12 protein-coding genes and 1 pseudogene are annotated in these 15,223 nt (G+C 39.1%); 5 read left to right on the forward strand and 8 right to left on the reverse strand.

What is annotated here, in order from left to right; translation table 11 throughout:
* Positions 1–107 precede the first annotated feature (107 nt).
* The 3 genes and pseudogenes from trxA to BBI08_RS09500 all read left to right on the forward strand — a co-directional run.
* Complete coding sequence (trxA, locus tag BBI08_RS09490) at positions 108–422, forward strand: thioredoxin (protein WP_008499182.1); 315 nt, start codon at positions 108–110, stop codon at positions 420–422.
* A gap of 71 nt (positions 423–493) precedes the next feature.
* Positions 494–1,144 carry a peroxiredoxin-like family protein gene (locus BBI08_RS09495; RefSeq protein ID WP_008499183.1) on the forward strand — a complete coding sequence of 217 codons (651 nt, stop codon included), beginning with the start codon at positions 494–496 and terminating at the stop codon, positions 1,142–1,144.
* Positions 1,145–1,296: 152 nt separating this feature from the next.
* Positions 1,297–2,046, forward strand: a pseudogene (locus tag BBI08_RS09500) (substrate-binding domain-containing protein); the annotation flags it as partial.
* A 143-nt stretch (positions 2,047–2,189) separates the two neighbouring features.
* On the opposite strand, the gene BBI08_RS09505 reads toward BBI08_RS09500, so the two are convergent.
* The gene (locus BBI08_RS09505; RefSeq protein ID WP_065528027.1) at positions 2,190–3,551 is read right to left on the reverse strand and encodes a copper amine oxidase; all 1,362 of its coding nucleotides are present in this window, start codon (positions 3,549–3,551) and stop codon (positions 2,190–2,192) included.
* Between the two features lie 255 nt (positions 3,552–3,806).
* On the opposite strand from BBI08_RS09505, the gene BBI08_RS09510 reads away from it, so the two are divergent.
* A complete protein-coding gene (locus BBI08_RS09510; protein ID WP_008497729.1) occupies positions 3,807–4,334 on the forward strand; it encodes a plastocyanin/azurin family copper-binding protein in 528 nt (175 codons plus the stop codon).
* A gap of 362 nt (positions 4,335–4,696) precedes the next feature.
* On the opposite strand, the gene gshAB is transcribed toward BBI08_RS09510, so the two are convergent.
* From gshAB to BBI08_RS09525, 3 genes are all read right to left on the reverse strand, one after another.
* Positions 4,697–6,964: a bifunctional glutamate--cysteine ligase GshA/glutathione synthetase GshB gene (gene gshAB / locus BBI08_RS09515; protein WP_008497728.1), complete on the reverse strand. Its 2,268-nt coding sequence runs from the start codon at positions 6,962–6,964 to the stop codon at positions 4,697–4,699.
* 219 nt (positions 6,965–7,183) lie between these two features.
* Complete coding sequence (fghA, locus tag BBI08_RS09520) at positions 7,184–8,017, reverse strand: S-formylglutathione hydrolase (protein ID WP_065528549.1); 834 nt, start codon at positions 8,015–8,017, stop codon at positions 7,184–7,186.
* Between the two features lie 4 nt (positions 8,018–8,021).
* Entirely contained in the window at positions 8,022–9,137 is a 1,116-nt protein-coding gene (locus tag BBI08_RS09525) for an S-(hydroxymethyl)glutathione dehydrogenase/class III alcohol dehydrogenase (protein WP_065528028.1), read from the reverse strand.
* A 126-nt stretch (positions 9,138–9,263) separates the two neighbouring features.
* Here BBI08_RS09525 and BBI08_RS09530 point away from each other — a divergent pair, with 126 nt between their 5' ends.
* Positions 9,264–9,626: a winged helix-turn-helix transcriptional regulator gene (locus tag BBI08_RS09530; protein ID WP_065528029.1), complete on the forward strand. Its 363-nt coding sequence runs from the start codon at positions 9,264–9,266 to the stop codon at positions 9,624–9,626.
* 62 nt (positions 9,627–9,688) lie between these two features.
* Here BBI08_RS09530 and BBI08_RS09535 read toward each other — a convergent pair whose 3' ends face one another.
* The 4 genes from BBI08_RS09535 to egtB form a co-directional block, all read right to left on the reverse strand.
* Positions 9,689–10,183 (reverse strand): GNAT family N-acetyltransferase, encoded by a 495-nt coding sequence (locus tag BBI08_RS09535; protein WP_008498475.1) that lies wholly within the window; start codon positions 10,181–10,183, stop codon positions 9,689–9,691.
* 178 nt (positions 10,184–10,361) lie between these two features.
* Complete coding sequence (locus BBI08_RS09540; RefSeq protein ID WP_236610246.1) at positions 10,362–13,196, reverse strand: YhgE/Pip domain-containing protein; 2,835 nt, start codon at positions 13,194–13,196, stop codon at positions 10,362–10,364.
* Between the two features lie 2 nt (positions 13,197–13,198).
* A complete protein-coding gene (locus tag BBI08_RS09545; RefSeq protein ID WP_008498477.1) occupies positions 13,199–13,705 on the reverse strand; it encodes an RrF2 family transcriptional regulator in 507 nt (168 codons plus the stop codon).
* 185 nt (positions 13,706–13,890) lie between these two features.
* Positions 13,891–15,162: an ergothioneine biosynthesis protein EgtB gene (gene egtB, locus BBI08_RS09550; protein WP_008498478.1), complete on the reverse strand. Its 1,272-nt coding sequence runs from the start codon at positions 15,160–15,162 to the stop codon at positions 13,891–13,893.
* Positions 15,163–15,223 lie beyond the last annotated feature (61 nt).

Raw genomic sequence — 15,223 nt, forward strand, 5'->3', positions numbered from 1 at the left:
TCTCCTTAAGACTGAATAATTGACTTCCATCATAACATATCGTAAAGTTTGTTTCTAACCACTTGATTTGTTTAAATGGTTAGAAACGAACAAAAAGGAGAGATACTATGTCTATTAAAGACGTTACAGATTCAACATTTGTCGATGAAACGAAAGAAGGTTTTGTAATTGCAGAACTTGGTGCAGCTTGGTGTGCTCCCTGCAAAATGATCGCTCCTTCTTTAGAAGAAATCAATGAAGATCAGCAAAATAACATAAGCGTTGTCCAAGTAGATATTGATGACAATCAAGAAACTGCACAAAAATATGGTGTTATGAGTATTCCTACACTTCTATTCTTTAAAGATGGTGAATTGATGGAACAATCTGTAGGCTTCCAGCCGAAAGAAGAAATTCTTGCTATCGCTCAAAAACACATCTAACTTACAAATGCACTTATAATTTCATATGCAATTTTAGTAACTTATTTTATTTTGAAAAGGAGTTTTTATTAATGACTACAAACATGAGAGAAGAAATCCAGGAATATATCGAGAACTTTAAGAAAAAAAAGCCAGCTGAAGCGCAAGAGAAGATGCAAAATGCGATTGACGAGTTAGAAGCTTCTGACCAAGGAAAAGGATTAAAAACAGGCGAAAAAGCACCAAACTTTAACTTACCGAATGCTACAGGTGAAACGGTTGAACTATATGAACAGTTAAAACAAGGACCTGTAGTTCTAACATTCTATCGTGGCAACTGGTGTCCGTATTGCAATATGGAACTGCGTGCGTATCAGCAAGTAATCGGTGAAATTCACGGCCAAAACGCTGAATTGATTGCCATTAGCCCACAAACACCAGATCAATCGATGTCTATTCAAGAAAAGCATGACTTAGAATACATCGTCTTAAGTGATGAAAATAACGAAGTAGCCAACCAATTTAACTTGGTTTACCAATTACCTGAATACCTAGTAGACATTTATAAAAGCAGTGGTTTGAATGTTGATAAGTATAACGGTGAAGATACGTGGAGACTTCCTGTTTCGGCGACGTATATTATTGGTACTGATGGAACGATTGCCTATGACTACACAAAATCAGATTATAGAGATCGTGTAGAACCTTCAACAGTCGTAGAAGAATTAAAGAAAATTAACTAATTTTGCACAAAGCGCTATCCTAAAAGTCGATTAGACTTTCAGGATAGCGCTTTTTTTCTTAATAAAAATAGTAGTTTTTTATTCGTTATCTTTTTTTGGCATACACCTCAAACAAATAAGCATAGCAATCTTCATATCCCTTCCCTTATTCGTTCTTGTTCGGTTTATTGGTGGAAGGAATAGCCAATGAAGCTGTTAAAAATAATTACAAGTTAGTTCTCTTTCAAACAAACTATGAGGAACAAAGAGAACTTGAAGATTTAGAAATGCTAAAGCATAAACAAATAGATGCTTTGATCTTTTGTTCTCGTGATTCTCCATTAAAAATAATTGATGAGTACATAGTTTACGGCCCAATTATTCTTTGCGAGGATACACGCGGAAAGAATATCTCTTCGACATTCATCGATCATTACAAAATTTTTACTGAAGCTTTAAACTATCTCTACAACAAAGGACACCGAAAAATTGGTTATTGCCTTGCCAGAAGAACGGGTTCTAATAGTAGTTCTAGAGAAAAAGCTTATCATGATTTTCTTCAAAAAATTAATGAACCGTTTGAACCCCATTATCGGTTTTATGACTGCTTGAATTTTGAAGATGGTCAAGAAATAATTAAAAGCTTATGTGCTATGGCTAATCCCCCAACCGCTTTAATCGTAACGAGTGATCAAGTAGCTGCTGGTATATTGTTTGATTGCAAGGAGAAAAAAATAGCAGTGCCAGATAAGTTAGCAATACTTGGTTTTGACAATCAACCCATCGCGCAAGTAATGAAACTAACCACTTTTGACATGCCATTAACTAAAATGGGAATCAACCTATCGCGGCAGGCAATGAATCCTCGAGTAGTTAATCATGAGGAAGTATATGTTAAAATAGTTGAAAGAGAAATAGTTTAATCCAGCTAAATCAACTAGATAAAAAGTTAACAACACCTTCATTTCGGAGTAATGTAAATGCTTACTAATTGAAGCTGTCTTTTCGTTTATTCAATTCAACAAAAAAAGCTAGCCGGATAGGCTAGCTCTTACTCCATATTTAGTTACTGTTTGCGTGTACGAACCGCTACAACTGTAGTCAATGCAGCTAACATCAAGCCTGCAAGAACCCATAAGAATGGGAATGACCCTTGGTCAGCCATGCCGCCCATGCCTGTTTTCGGCATTTCAGATGGCATTTCTGTTGCGCTAAATTGATCTGGGAATTGATCAACAATCGCGGCAGATAGACCTGCTGCTGGCATTTGCATATGTGCATAAGCTTCACGAATCGAGCTGTAAGCAGCGTCAAAGTCGCCTGCTACATACGAATCAAATGCGCCAAGTAGTTGTCCAACGTGTGCTGTTAAGCCTTCTTCAAGTGCATCTGCTGGTACGCGACCTTCTGTTGCTGCATCTAAGAATGCTGCTTGGTCGACAATGTATTGATCCAGTTCAGCACGTGCTTGTTCTTGGCCTTCTTTGTTGCCTTCACTTGTTGCTGTTACGTAATCCACAAAGTAGCCAATGTGTGACTTCCATGTTTCTTCAAATTGAGCACCGGCTTCTTCGCCGTATACTGAACCAACTGCTGCAGATAAGTCATCGGCGTTCGCTAGTAACGCGCCTGCTGCTTGGTCAAAGCTTTCCGCGCCATCGGCACCGTCTTGCATTGCCATCACTGCAAGTCCAGCGTGTTCTGTGAACGTTTGGTTCAATGTTGCACGCAAGTCAATCGCTGGTGTATCGGCACTTGTGTTATCGAATTTGTCTGGGAATTGAGTTGTGATCGCAATTGACAAGCTTTCTGCGAACATGCTCATGTGTTGAATCCCTTCACGCTCTAATGAGTATGCTTTTTCGAAATCGCCGGCAACGTATGCGTCAAACGCGTTGATCAACTGATCTACGTGCATGTCCAATCCTTCTTGAACAGCTGCCGCTGGCAGTAAGCCACCCGTTGCCGTATCAAAGAACTCAGATTGTTCCACTTTGTATTTTTCCAGTTCTGCTAATGCTTGGTCTTTGCCTTCTTGGTTGTCTTCAGCGGTTGCTGTCACGTAATCCACGAAATAGCCGATATGTGATTTCCATACTTCGTCAAATTGCGCAGCGCCTTCGTCACCGTAAACTGAACCAACTGCTGCAGACAAGTCATCTGCATTGGCTAAAAGTGCACCCGCTGCTTGGTCAAAATCTTCTGCGCCGTCGACGCCTTTACGCATCGCTTCGATTGCGAGGAAGGCATGCTCCGTTAATGTCGTGTCGAGTGCAATGCGTAATTCCGCAGCTGGTGTTGCTGTTGCCATTTCCATGGATGCTTCGCTCGCTGTAGAATGTCCTCCGTGGCTGTCGGCAAGTGCCGCCGTTGGTACCAGTAAGGCTAGGCTAAGTGGTACGGCTAAAAGTACTTTGTTTAATTTCATCTAAAATCGCTCCCTTTTTTTCTTTTTTATTTTTCGATATACAGGCATAACGCAAAGGGTTTATCTTTAGATCACTTTTTTGAAATTAATTTAAATTTATTATTTCAGGTTGCTTGACCGAACAAACTATAGCATTAGATTTTCATCTACTTATATAGAAGGAAACCATTCCCATAAGTTTTTTCACTCAAAAGCAATCTATTTCTCATCTTTATACGTTCTATTAGCAAGAACAAAAAACGAGGAGGAAAAATAATGATTAACAAAAAATTTAGTTTTATTCTTGCGGCAGGTATTTTATCACTCTCCGCTTGTGGTCAAGAACAACCTGTAACCGAGGAAACAACAGAGCCTATGGCTGAAGAACAAGAAAGTACGACTGAAGAAACAACAACAGAAGAACCGGAAGAAGAAAGTACTGAAGAAGAAGGTACCGAAGAAGAAGGTGCTGAAGAAGAAGGTGCTGAAGAAGAAGGTGCTGAAGAAGAGCCTACACAAGAAAGCGCGCCGGAAGCAATGAGCGGCACAGCATCGAACCTGTTATCTAATGGCGAAACAACAAGTTTTGTCTTTAATGAAGCTGGTGAATTTTCGGTATTCTGTGAGCCACATCCGGTTATGCAAATGACCGTACTGGTAGAAGAAGGTGCAGAAGCCATGGATAGCGTAGAAGTTGATATCGCTGATTATGCATTTGGCGAAGAAACCATCACTGTTGCTCCAGGAACAACAATTGTTTGGACAAACCAAGATCAAGTTCAGCATAATGTAGCTTTCAAATAAAAATAAAATTTCAATTCGACTCTTTAATAATTAAATTCTCAATAAAAATAAAGGCCATCGGTAGTTTACCGGTGGCCTTTCAGCTTGAAGACAGAGGAGTTATTGCGATGAACTTGATTCAATATATCATCACTTATATATAGAGAAAATTCCGATATTCTTAGACACGCTTATTTATCATAGGCGCTAGCGATGGCGCGTCCACGGGGTAGACGAAGCAAGAAGACAGGTGATTTCCCTGTCTTCTTGCGGGAGTCATCCCCAAAGCGACCAGCGCGGTTTTATAACGTCACACTGTGCAAACAGACTTTGTATATAGACTGAAAGGCCACCGGTAGTTTACCAGTGGCCTCTATTTTTTGTTATTTCATTTTACCGAGCTCTGGGAATAAATAGTAGAGCAAATTCATCGTTAGACGGCGGGATTTCCCTTTATACGGAAAAACATGCATGTACATAGATGGATTAAAGTTTGCTTCAATGATTCCGTATGCTTTGTTATTCGAAGCGGGAACTTCAATGTCCTCAATGATTAAATCAAGTCCACTAATTTTCGCACCAAGAGCAGCCACTGAATCTACTGCTATCTTTTTATAGTCTTCACGAATTTGATCGGTAACATCAATTGAATCTCCACCTGTACTCACATTAGAGTTTTCGCGCAAATAAAGAACTTCACCTTTTTTCGGAATAGAGTTTATTTGCATGCCTTGACCTTTTAACATTAAAATTTCAAGTTCACCTAATTGAATTTTTTCAAGTGGTGTCCGATGATCTTTCCCTCTTAACGGATCTTTATTTTTTTCAGCAACTAACTCTTCGACTGTCTTTTCTCCATCCCCTGTTACGTTTGCAGGAATTCGAGCCATAACCGCTTCCACTCTATCATTGATAACAAAAAAGCGATATTCAGTACCTGAAAGAAACTCTTCTAGTAAAACAGAAGAATCTTCTTTAAAAGCAATTTTCAAAGCCTGTTCATAATCTTCATACGCTGCACCATCTTTAAAGATAGATATACCAAGACCGTAATTTGTTGATTTTGGCTTTACAACAAAAGCTTTTTTAGCAAATAAAGCATATGAACGTAAAGCTTCGTCAATGTTATTAAACTCCTCACCTAAAGGTACACGGAACCCTTGCTTTTGAAGAATTTTTTTCGTCACTGTTTTGTTTTCCATGATCAACGTAGCGATATAACTATCTTTACTCGTCATATTGCCGTTTTTAACGTACTCAACATGATCATTCAACTTAAGTTTTAAAAATTGATCTTGGCGATCTATAATTTCTACTTGAATTCCTAATTGAATCGCATCGAACATTAATAACTGAGTTGATAACTCCATATCCGTAAATGCAGTTAATTGATAAGGCATATCCCAAGCTTTTTCATGATATTCTTTAGCAATTTTCACTGCTAGTTGACTTTGACTGACTTGCTGACTTTCTTTATAAAGTCTCCCAGCTATCGTTTTACTTGGGTCATTCAACATGTCTCTTTCATTGACAAATAACTTATCTGAAACAGATAACTCTAAAGTTTTCACTAATTGCTCCATTTCTTCCAAAATGGTTTCAGCCTCATCTTTAAACTGTGTTGGCTTTAGTGGATGCTCAAGCGCCACTTTTTCATTATTAAGCTCTCCTTCTTTTACCCACTCGTCATGATGAACACTTTCATCTTTCCATAATAGATAAACCAAAAATAGATTCAGAAATTCTGCTTGTTCATAACTGATTCCATTTTTATCAAAAGGATTAATATCTATATTTCTTAACTCAATATAACCTATACCACGCTTTTCTAAATCTGCAACTTGACTGCCGCCTCTTAAGCGCACAGCTGAGTAGAACTCTTTCTCTTCAACTAATACATCCTTTTCCACAAGTGCAGAAATATCTGAGATGTATTTTTTTAAGCTGCTATACGAGACTTGAACATTTTCACTATTTACATAACCGTATTTACTGCTTCTAATACTTCGCACCGGTTCTACTAAAGAATTGTCATTAAAGAAATTCTTTTCGCTACTAGGTGAAGCCCCATATAAATAAGTAATGAACCAACGATAATGCAAATAGTTTCTCGTTAGTTTCATGTAGATTTCAGTTTTAAACTGATGAAATTCTGTAACTTCAGACTGTGCTTCAAATAGTGCTTGAAGTAATTCTTCACTAAATTCAAAATTATAATGAATTCCACTAATCATTTGTTTACGACGGCCATAAGATTCGGCTAAGGAATGACGGTATCGAACACTTTCAGCATCTGCTAATTTAGCAATGATAATATCTTCTTCTTTTTCTGGTAGCTCAGGAGGCATACTCAATGGCCAGATCATTTCGTTCTTGTCTAAAGACCGGTAAGCTACCTCATGAATCGACTCTAAGTAGTCAAATAGCTCTTTTAACGTTTCCGTAACAGGTGTGACTAGTTCCATTTGCGTTTCTGCAAAATCCCGTTTTATATAGGGATGATCATCGCTCTTCGATATGTTTTCTGGGTGGTCTGTGTTCACCAACTGACCTGTTAAATCAACTCGTTGACCTTCTTTCTCAAGACCATAACGGGCTTTTAACACATATGGTTTTACACGATCATTTTCTAATATTTTTTTAATATCCACATTATCACAACCTTTTAATTTACATGCTTTCGGTGTCTTTTTCGATTAATTGTAAGTTTTTTTACACAATATAAGCTGATTATACCTTACAGTAGGTCTAACTTCCTTTTTATTGCCTATACATTTGTATTGATCTTAAATCCAACTAATTTTTAGAACTTTAATATAATGGAACATCCCTACATTTCACTAGAATGTAGGGATGTTCCATTGTTAACCTTATTTTAAGTGTTTGACATGAAAAGCAAAATGATCATCCAAGAATGTTGAGATAAAGAAATAGCTGTGATCATAACCTTCGTTTTTTATATAATCTACCCTCTGGTTATTTTCTTCAGCATTTTTCAAAAACGTCGATTCATCTAACTGCTCTGGATAAAAGCCATCTTGCGTTCCTTGTGAAATCATAATTGGGGCTGCATCAGTTTTTTTAATCAGTTCTGAAGCGTCCCATGATTTCCAAGCTGCTCGATCTTCTCCTAAATAAGTTGAAAAAGCTTTAATTCCCCAAGGAACTTGTATTGGATTTAAAATTGGCGAGAAGGCTGAGATTGCTTTAAAGCGTTCTGCATTTTTCAATCCAATTACTAATGCCCCGTGGCCCCCCATCGAGTGCCCCATAATGCTTTCTTTTCCTGAAAAATTAGGAACTAATGAAGACGCAATTCCAGCTAATTCATCTGTAATATACGTATACATTTTATAATGCTCTGACCAGGGTTTTTCAGTGGCATCTATATAAAACCCTGCGCCTTGTCCAAGGTCGTATGCAGCGTCATCCGCAACATTTTCTCCACGAGGAGAAGTGTCCGGAATCATAACTGCTACTTGGTGTTGATCTGCTAATCGCTGAAACCCACTTTTCTGACTAAAATTATCGTCTGTACAAGTTAGGCCCGATAGCCACCATATAAGAGGAATTTCTTTTTTTTCTTTATTGGAAGGTAAGTATATGCTAAACGTCATATCGCACTGTAATGCTTCCGAGTAATGAGTATATTTACGTTGTTCCCCACCAAAAGCAAATTTCGTTTCACTAATATTAAGATTCATCATTTCACTCTCCGTAAGTTAGAATTGTGCGAATCGATTCGCCTTTATGCAAGAGTTCAAATGCTTTGTTAATGTCTTGGAAATCTAGTTGATGCGTGATGAATGATTCTAAATCAATGTCCCCGTTCATAAAGTCTTTGACCATTCCTGGCAATTCAGTACGTCCTTTTACGCCACCAAATGCTGATCCGCGCCATACGCGTCCGGTTACCAATTGGAATGGGCGTGTGCTAATTTCTTTTCCAGCACCAGCGACACCAAGGATAATGCTTTCGCCCCATCCTTTGTGGCAACATTCAAGAGCTGATCGCATTACGTCAACATTTCCAATACACTCAAAGCTGTAGTCTACGCCGCCATCGGTCATTTCCACAATCACTTCTTGAATCGGCTTATCAAATTTTGATGGGTTGATAAAATCAGTTGCGCCCATCTTTTTCGCCAATTCAAATTTATCTTCGTTCAAATCAATTACAATAATACGACTAGCATTTGCTTTAACAAGTCCCTGAACAACCGCTAAACCAATTGCGCCTACTCCAAATACGGCAGCCACCGCACCTTCTTCAACTTTGGCAGTGTTTTTCACTGCGCCCATGCCTGTTGTGACGCCACAGCCAAGCAAGCAAACTTTGTCTAACGGTGCGTCTTCATCAACTTTTGCTAAGCTCACTTCATTAACAACCGTATATTCACTAAATGTGCTTGTGCCCATATAATGATAAACCGGCTCACCATTATAAGAAAAGCGCGTTGTACCATCGGTCATTAAGCCTTTTCCTTGGGTTTCACGTACTGCACTACACAAATTCGTTTTACCAGACAAACAGAATTTGCACTCGCCACATTCAGCTGTGTAAAGCGGAATTACGTGATCTCCTGGTTTTACAGATGTTACGCCTTCTCCGACAGATACCACGACACCGCCGCCTTCATGTCCTAACACGGCAGGGAACACGCCTTCTGGGTCATCGCCTGATAACGTGAACGCATCAGTGTGGCAAACTGATGTATACAAAATTTTGACCATGACTTCTTTTGCTTTTGGTTCCTCTACGTCGATCTCTACGATTTGTAGGGGTTCTCCTGCTTTAAATGCAACTGCTGCTTTACTTTTCATTTTTATATTCCTACTTTCCTTTTGTTTTACTTTCGTCTATACCCATGTTCACACAGAAAAACGCATTAAACAATACTGACGTTTTTGTCACTATGCGTTATAATTTACGTAAAGGAGTGAAAATACTTGGAAATTCAATATAAAGATAAAACTTATTTCTCTGGCAAAGACTTGGCCTTATCAGCAATCGGCGGGCGATGGAAAATAGCCGTTATTTGGTGTTTATTGCAAGAGTCTCCACTAAGACTAAGTGAAATTCAAAAAAAATTACCTCAAGCCAATCAGCGTATGCTTATTCGACAACTGAGAGAACTAGAAGAAGATAAACTCATCAATCGATTTGTTTACCCAGTGGTCCCACCAAAAGTCGAGTATCAACTAAGTGATATCGGTCTTCAGCTAGAGCCAGTCGTTACTTCTATTTGTGATTGGGGAGATGAATTTACTGCCTTTGTGGAAAAAGAGGCAAACACCCCATCCGTTAACTAACTAATTTAGATCAACAGCCTTTGCCTAATACTCAATCAGGCAAGGGCTGTTAACTTTTTGGTTTAAGTCGTCCAGTGAATTTTGTTGTTATTTTCTTTAACCTGTTTGAGTCCGGCTTTCTCTAACACTCGAACTGAAGCCATATTGCTAGCATCACAATTTGCTACAATTTTTATGATTCCCGGTTGCTTTAATCCCCAACCCACGATCGCTTGTGCCATTTCTGTTGCAAAGCCAAAGCCTTGAAAATCAGGAGCGATGCTGTATCCCAATTCCAATTCATCTTCGATTTCATGGCGTACTCTAAAACCCATGTCCCCCATTATTGTCTGAGACTCATTATGGATAATAATTCCTTCCCATTCGTTTTCGCAATGATATTCGCTGTAACGCTTAATTTTGTAAGGGATAATTTCTTTGTATTCTTCAGATGGATACCCATCAGCCACTTTATAAGGTGTTATTTTGGCTAATTCTAACTGGTCAGTAATCGCAGCTTGCATCAATTCCGTTGTAAATGTAACTAAGGTCAATCGACTTGTTTGAATATAAGGCACTTGTGTTACCTCCTAATAATATCTGTCTAGAAAACTTATCCAATTTTCGTTCCACATCTTAATATTTTCGTTTTCTTATTGGAAACTCCTCTTTTACTAAAAAAAAAACTGTAGCCAACTCCTAATCCTCGAGTTAACTACAGTCTGTGATTTATAAATTCCTATGCAATTTCTTTTATTAATTTTCTTCTGCTAATTTAAAAGCTTTGCGGCTTCTTAAACTCAAGACGCCCCACAACAGTAAATTGAATACTAAGATGAAAGCACCAAGTACTGAAAGACTCATCATTAACGTGTCGGTTCCATATGCCGAAGACATTGCTTCTCGGAACCCTAAAATTGCATAGCTCATCGGAACAAAGTCATGAACACTTTCGAAGAATTTATTTGTCAATTCGACTGGGAACGTGCCACCACTCGAACCTAACTGAAGAACCAGAATAATCATGGCAACAAAGCGTCCTGGATTTCCAAAAGTAATACTTAAAAACATGATTAAGAACATATAGGTAAGCGAAGTGACAATAGAGACTGTTATAAACTCACCAACATGTTCTACTTGGAGATGAAAACCAAACAACATAATCGCATCCACAATTAATGCGGCTGCAGTCGCTTGGACAAATCCAAGCGAAAATTTGCTAAGCCACCAAGCAAAACCTGATGTCGGTCGTCCTGCTGGAGCGTTTATTGGAAATACTAAGTTAAACGACAAAGCACCAACAAAAAGGGCTAATGACAAAATATAAGGGGCTAACGCATGACCATAGTTAGGCACTTCACTCTTTTTGCTCTCGGTTGTTGTTGCAGGTGCAGCAATCATATCGTAATTCGCATCTGATACTAGAGCATCCCCTACGTCTTCTGCTCCATTTGAAAGTTTGCCTGCTAATTCAGCTGCACCTTCCTCAAGTTCTCCAATGCCATTGCCCAATTCTCCTGAACCGTCCTCAAGTTTGCTAGCACCACTGTTCAATTCAGCTGCTCCTCCAACAAGTTCACCTGCTCCGCCTGACAATGCTTGAACACCTTTTGTTAGACGGTCAGTACCCATTGCCAAGTCAGCAGAACCCGAGTTTAATTTGTCGGAGTTTGCAGCAAGTTCAGCGGTTCCTTGTTGAAGTTGACCTGCTCCTTGTGCTGCTTCTGATACTCCAGCTGTATAAGCAACTGTTCCTTTTTCTAATTCCTCAGATCCTTGTTGCAGTGAGTTAGCTCCTTCCACAAGTCCTTGTGAACCTGAAGCAAGAGAAGATACACCTTCAGTTAAAGAGGAGCTTCCTTGCGCTAAGCGATCAACCGCCGCTGCAAGTTTCGGTAAATTATCAGCTGTTTTATCTACTCCAGCTTGAAGTTTTTTATTTGCTTCTCCAGCTTTTTCTACTCCAGTATGCAAAGTTTTTGCACCTGGAATGAGTTGTGCGGAAAGTGCGTTTTGAACGGATGAATAGCCGCCAAGTGCTGATGATGCCGCTGGATTCACTTTCGTTACCGCATTATTCAATTCAGCCACTTTCTCTGGCAATGACCCAAGAGTTTGAAATGCGGGAACTAATTGGCCATTGAGGTTTGCTGATATTGCTGCCAAACTTCCTTTTAGCTTCTCAACAGTTTCTTGCTGAGTTGCTGATTGGCTTTCTATACTTCCGCTAACTGCTGCAGTTAGTTCAGTTTGTTGTTCTGTCGTTAAACTACTAAAAGTTGATGTTGCTTCTAGAGCAGCAATTGTAGTTTGTGAAGATGTTCCTTGAAGTTCATTAACCGCTTGCTGTGCTGCTACCAAATTGGCTTGAATTTGCGAAATACCTTGTGTATCACCTATAGAGACAGCACTATTTAATTGGTTTGCGCTTTCTTGAATTGCTGTTAATCCTTGCTGTAAACTAGCTATTTGATCTGCTGAAGGAAGCTGGCCCTCTAGCGATCCAAGTCCTTCTTGAAGAGCTAAACTACCGGAAGATAGCTCTGAAAGTCCATCTCCTAAAGCTGCTTGTCCAGACACCAATTGCTGTATACCAGAAGAGCTATTTGTCAGTTGGCTTGTTTGCGCTTGTAACTCACGTAGCCCTTCCGTTAACTGTTCACTGCCATCTTGAGTTTTCCAAAGCCCTTGGTTTAATTGTTCAGCTCCAGGGACAAGTGAACTAAGTCCTTCTGTCAGTTTTTGAGAACCTTGCACAAGTTGTGGACCTTTATTGGTAAGCTCTGCAGTTCCTTCAGCTAGCCCATTTATACCGGTTTGCAGTTTGCCTACACCCGCTGTATACGAAATAATCCCTTTGTTTAAAAAGTTAGCCCCTTCGTTTAATTCGGTTGTTCCAGCTGCAAACTGACTCAGGCCAACTTCTAATTTCTCTGCGCCTTCTTGAAAACTCAAACTTCCTTCTGAAAGAGTTCCCAGTCCTGCAACTAAGTCGGCAGTCCCTTCTTGCAATTGCACAGTTCCAGAATCGATTTGCTCCGCCCCGTCAGCAGCCTCTTCCATTCCTTCGCCTATTGCTTCAATTTGTGCGAATACCGCTTTTACGTATTCTTTAGTCACACTTTCAGCAATTTCTTCTTTTATATTAGCAGTTGCTTGTTTGCTTACCGCCTCGATAAAAAATCCGCGACCTGGATTGGTTTCATACTGTAAATTCATTGGTGTTGGCTGCTCGTTCATAACAGAAGCTGCATTGGCTGAAAAATCTTTTGGAATGGTAAGTATCATAAAATACTTGCCATCTTCCATTCCTTGCTCAGCTTCTTTTGCATCCGTAAAATACCAGTCAAGTGCGTCATTTTCTTTTAAGTTTCCGACTAATTCATCCCCAATGGATAAGGTTTCCTCTTCATAGTTTGCCGGTACATCCGCATTTACCACCGCTACTGGTAAGCGATCTGTCTTGCCGTATGGATCCCACGAGGAGCCGAGAAAAAACCCACTATAAATAATCGGTATAAACATCATTACAATCATAGTTCCGAGTAATAAAGGTTTTGAAAATAATTGTTTCCACTCTTTTTTCAACATTTTCACGTTTGATCATCCTGTTCTTTGTTCAATACATCACTTAAGGTTTCTTGGTTCCAATTTAATGTTGGCAGGTTAGACATGCCTAACCCTTCTTTTAATAAGTCTGCTGCGGTTACTTTCGAAAGATATTCGATTAACAAGCGATCTCCTTGTGCAAAAACATTTTGGAGAATTGCTTGTCCTTTTTGTGCATATTCACCATCTTTAAAAGCAAGCCGAATCAATCCCGTATCTGGGTAAATCTTGATTGGACCTTCCATTGCTTCAATAACATCAAGCATCGTAATTTCGGTTGCGGATTTAGCTAAAGAAACGCCACCATTATTTCCAGATACAGATACAGCAATACCTTGCACAACTAACTTTCTTGTAATTTTCTTCATATAAGAAGGAGATACTCCTAGTCGTTTACTAATTTCATCTGAAGCAAGCGGCGCGCTGCTTTCTTGTGTAGCTAATAACACGATAATACAAATTGCTTGTTCTACCCCTTTAGTTAACTGCAAACTAACACCTCTCTCTTATCTATCTTCAATATCCATTATGGATATATAATGTCTATTAAGGAATAATACTCCCTTTTCGAGAAATTGCAATCATAAACATAAACTTTTTATAAAAAATAAAAAAGCAGACAAACCGTTTTCTGACGGTTGTCTCCTTTTCAACTTTTAAATAAGAAAATCCATTATCAACTTTGGTCTTCTGCTAACCTAAAACCACTAAATTGCCATCTTTTCTCTGGAGGAAAGAAATTCCGATACGTTTCCCGAATGTGATCTACAGGCGTTGCACATGAACCACCGCGCAACACCATTTGGTTACACATGAATTTCGCATTATACTCACCTAATGCGCCTTCTAACGGCTTACTGCCAGGATAGGGCGAGTAGGCACTGGAAGTCCATTCCCATACATCTCCAAACATTTTTGATAATGATGCACTTTGTAAATCATAGCTATTTGCTACAGGATGGTAAACTCCATCATCCATCGTATTCCCACGAATAGCAACGCTTTGAGAAGCATATTCCCATTCAGCTTCAGTAGGTAATCTTTTGCCTTTCCACCTGCTAAAAGCATCTGCTTCGTAAAAACTAACATGACTAGCCGGTTCATCAAGTTCTAGGTCTTGTATGCCCGCTAAGGTAAAGATTCGCCATTTTTCTTCTGTATCTTTCAGCCAATAAAGTGGTGCTTTCCAATTGTACTCTTTCACAATACTCCAACCATCAGAAAGCCAATATTCCGGTTTTTCATAGCCCCCGGATTTTATAAATTCAAGAAATTCTCCATTGGTTACAGGTTTTGTTGCCAACTTGAAAGGTTCAAGCCAAACCTTGTGAAGCGGACTTTCGTTATCAAACGCAAAGCCATTACCATCGTGGCCAATTTCGACCAATCCTCCCTCAAATTCAACAAACTGAGTTTCCTGCTGTTTGCTTAGCGGACGTTTTTCCGTTTGTCCATACGCAGGAAAAAGTGGATTAACAAAAAAGTTGTACTTTATATCCATTAAGATCAATTCCTGATGCTGTTGTTCATGTTGAAGCCCCATATATATTAAAGCTTCTATTTCTTTTTTTGTTTCACTAGCTGATTCAGCAAGTAAGTTATATATTTGCTGATCCACATAATTACGATAATCAATAATTTGATCTACAGTCGGTCGTGATAGCACGCCGCGTTGGTGGCGTGGTTGATAAGGACCAATCGTGTTGTAATACGAATTAAACAAAAAATCAAAAGCCGTATTGAATTCTTCATAACTCGAATTGAATTCTTTTAAAATCATACGCTCGAAAAACCATGTTGTATGGGCGATATGCCATTTAGCTGGACTAACATCTTCGTGGGATTGGATAATAAAATCTTCGGTTTCTAAAGGCTCGATCAGTTTCATCGTAACGCCTCTTATTTCTGCAAAGCGCTCTGCTATAGACGTATTTTTTATTGCTTTCATCGAAAAACTCCCCTTACCTACTAAAAAAATTTCTACTTACTTTAGATGTTAATAAGCTTCT

The organism is Planococcus halocryophilus, from assembly GCF_001687585.2.
GTDB classification, from domain to species: domain Bacteria; phylum Bacillota; class Bacilli; order Bacillales_A; family Planococcaceae; genus Planococcus; species Planococcus halocryophilus.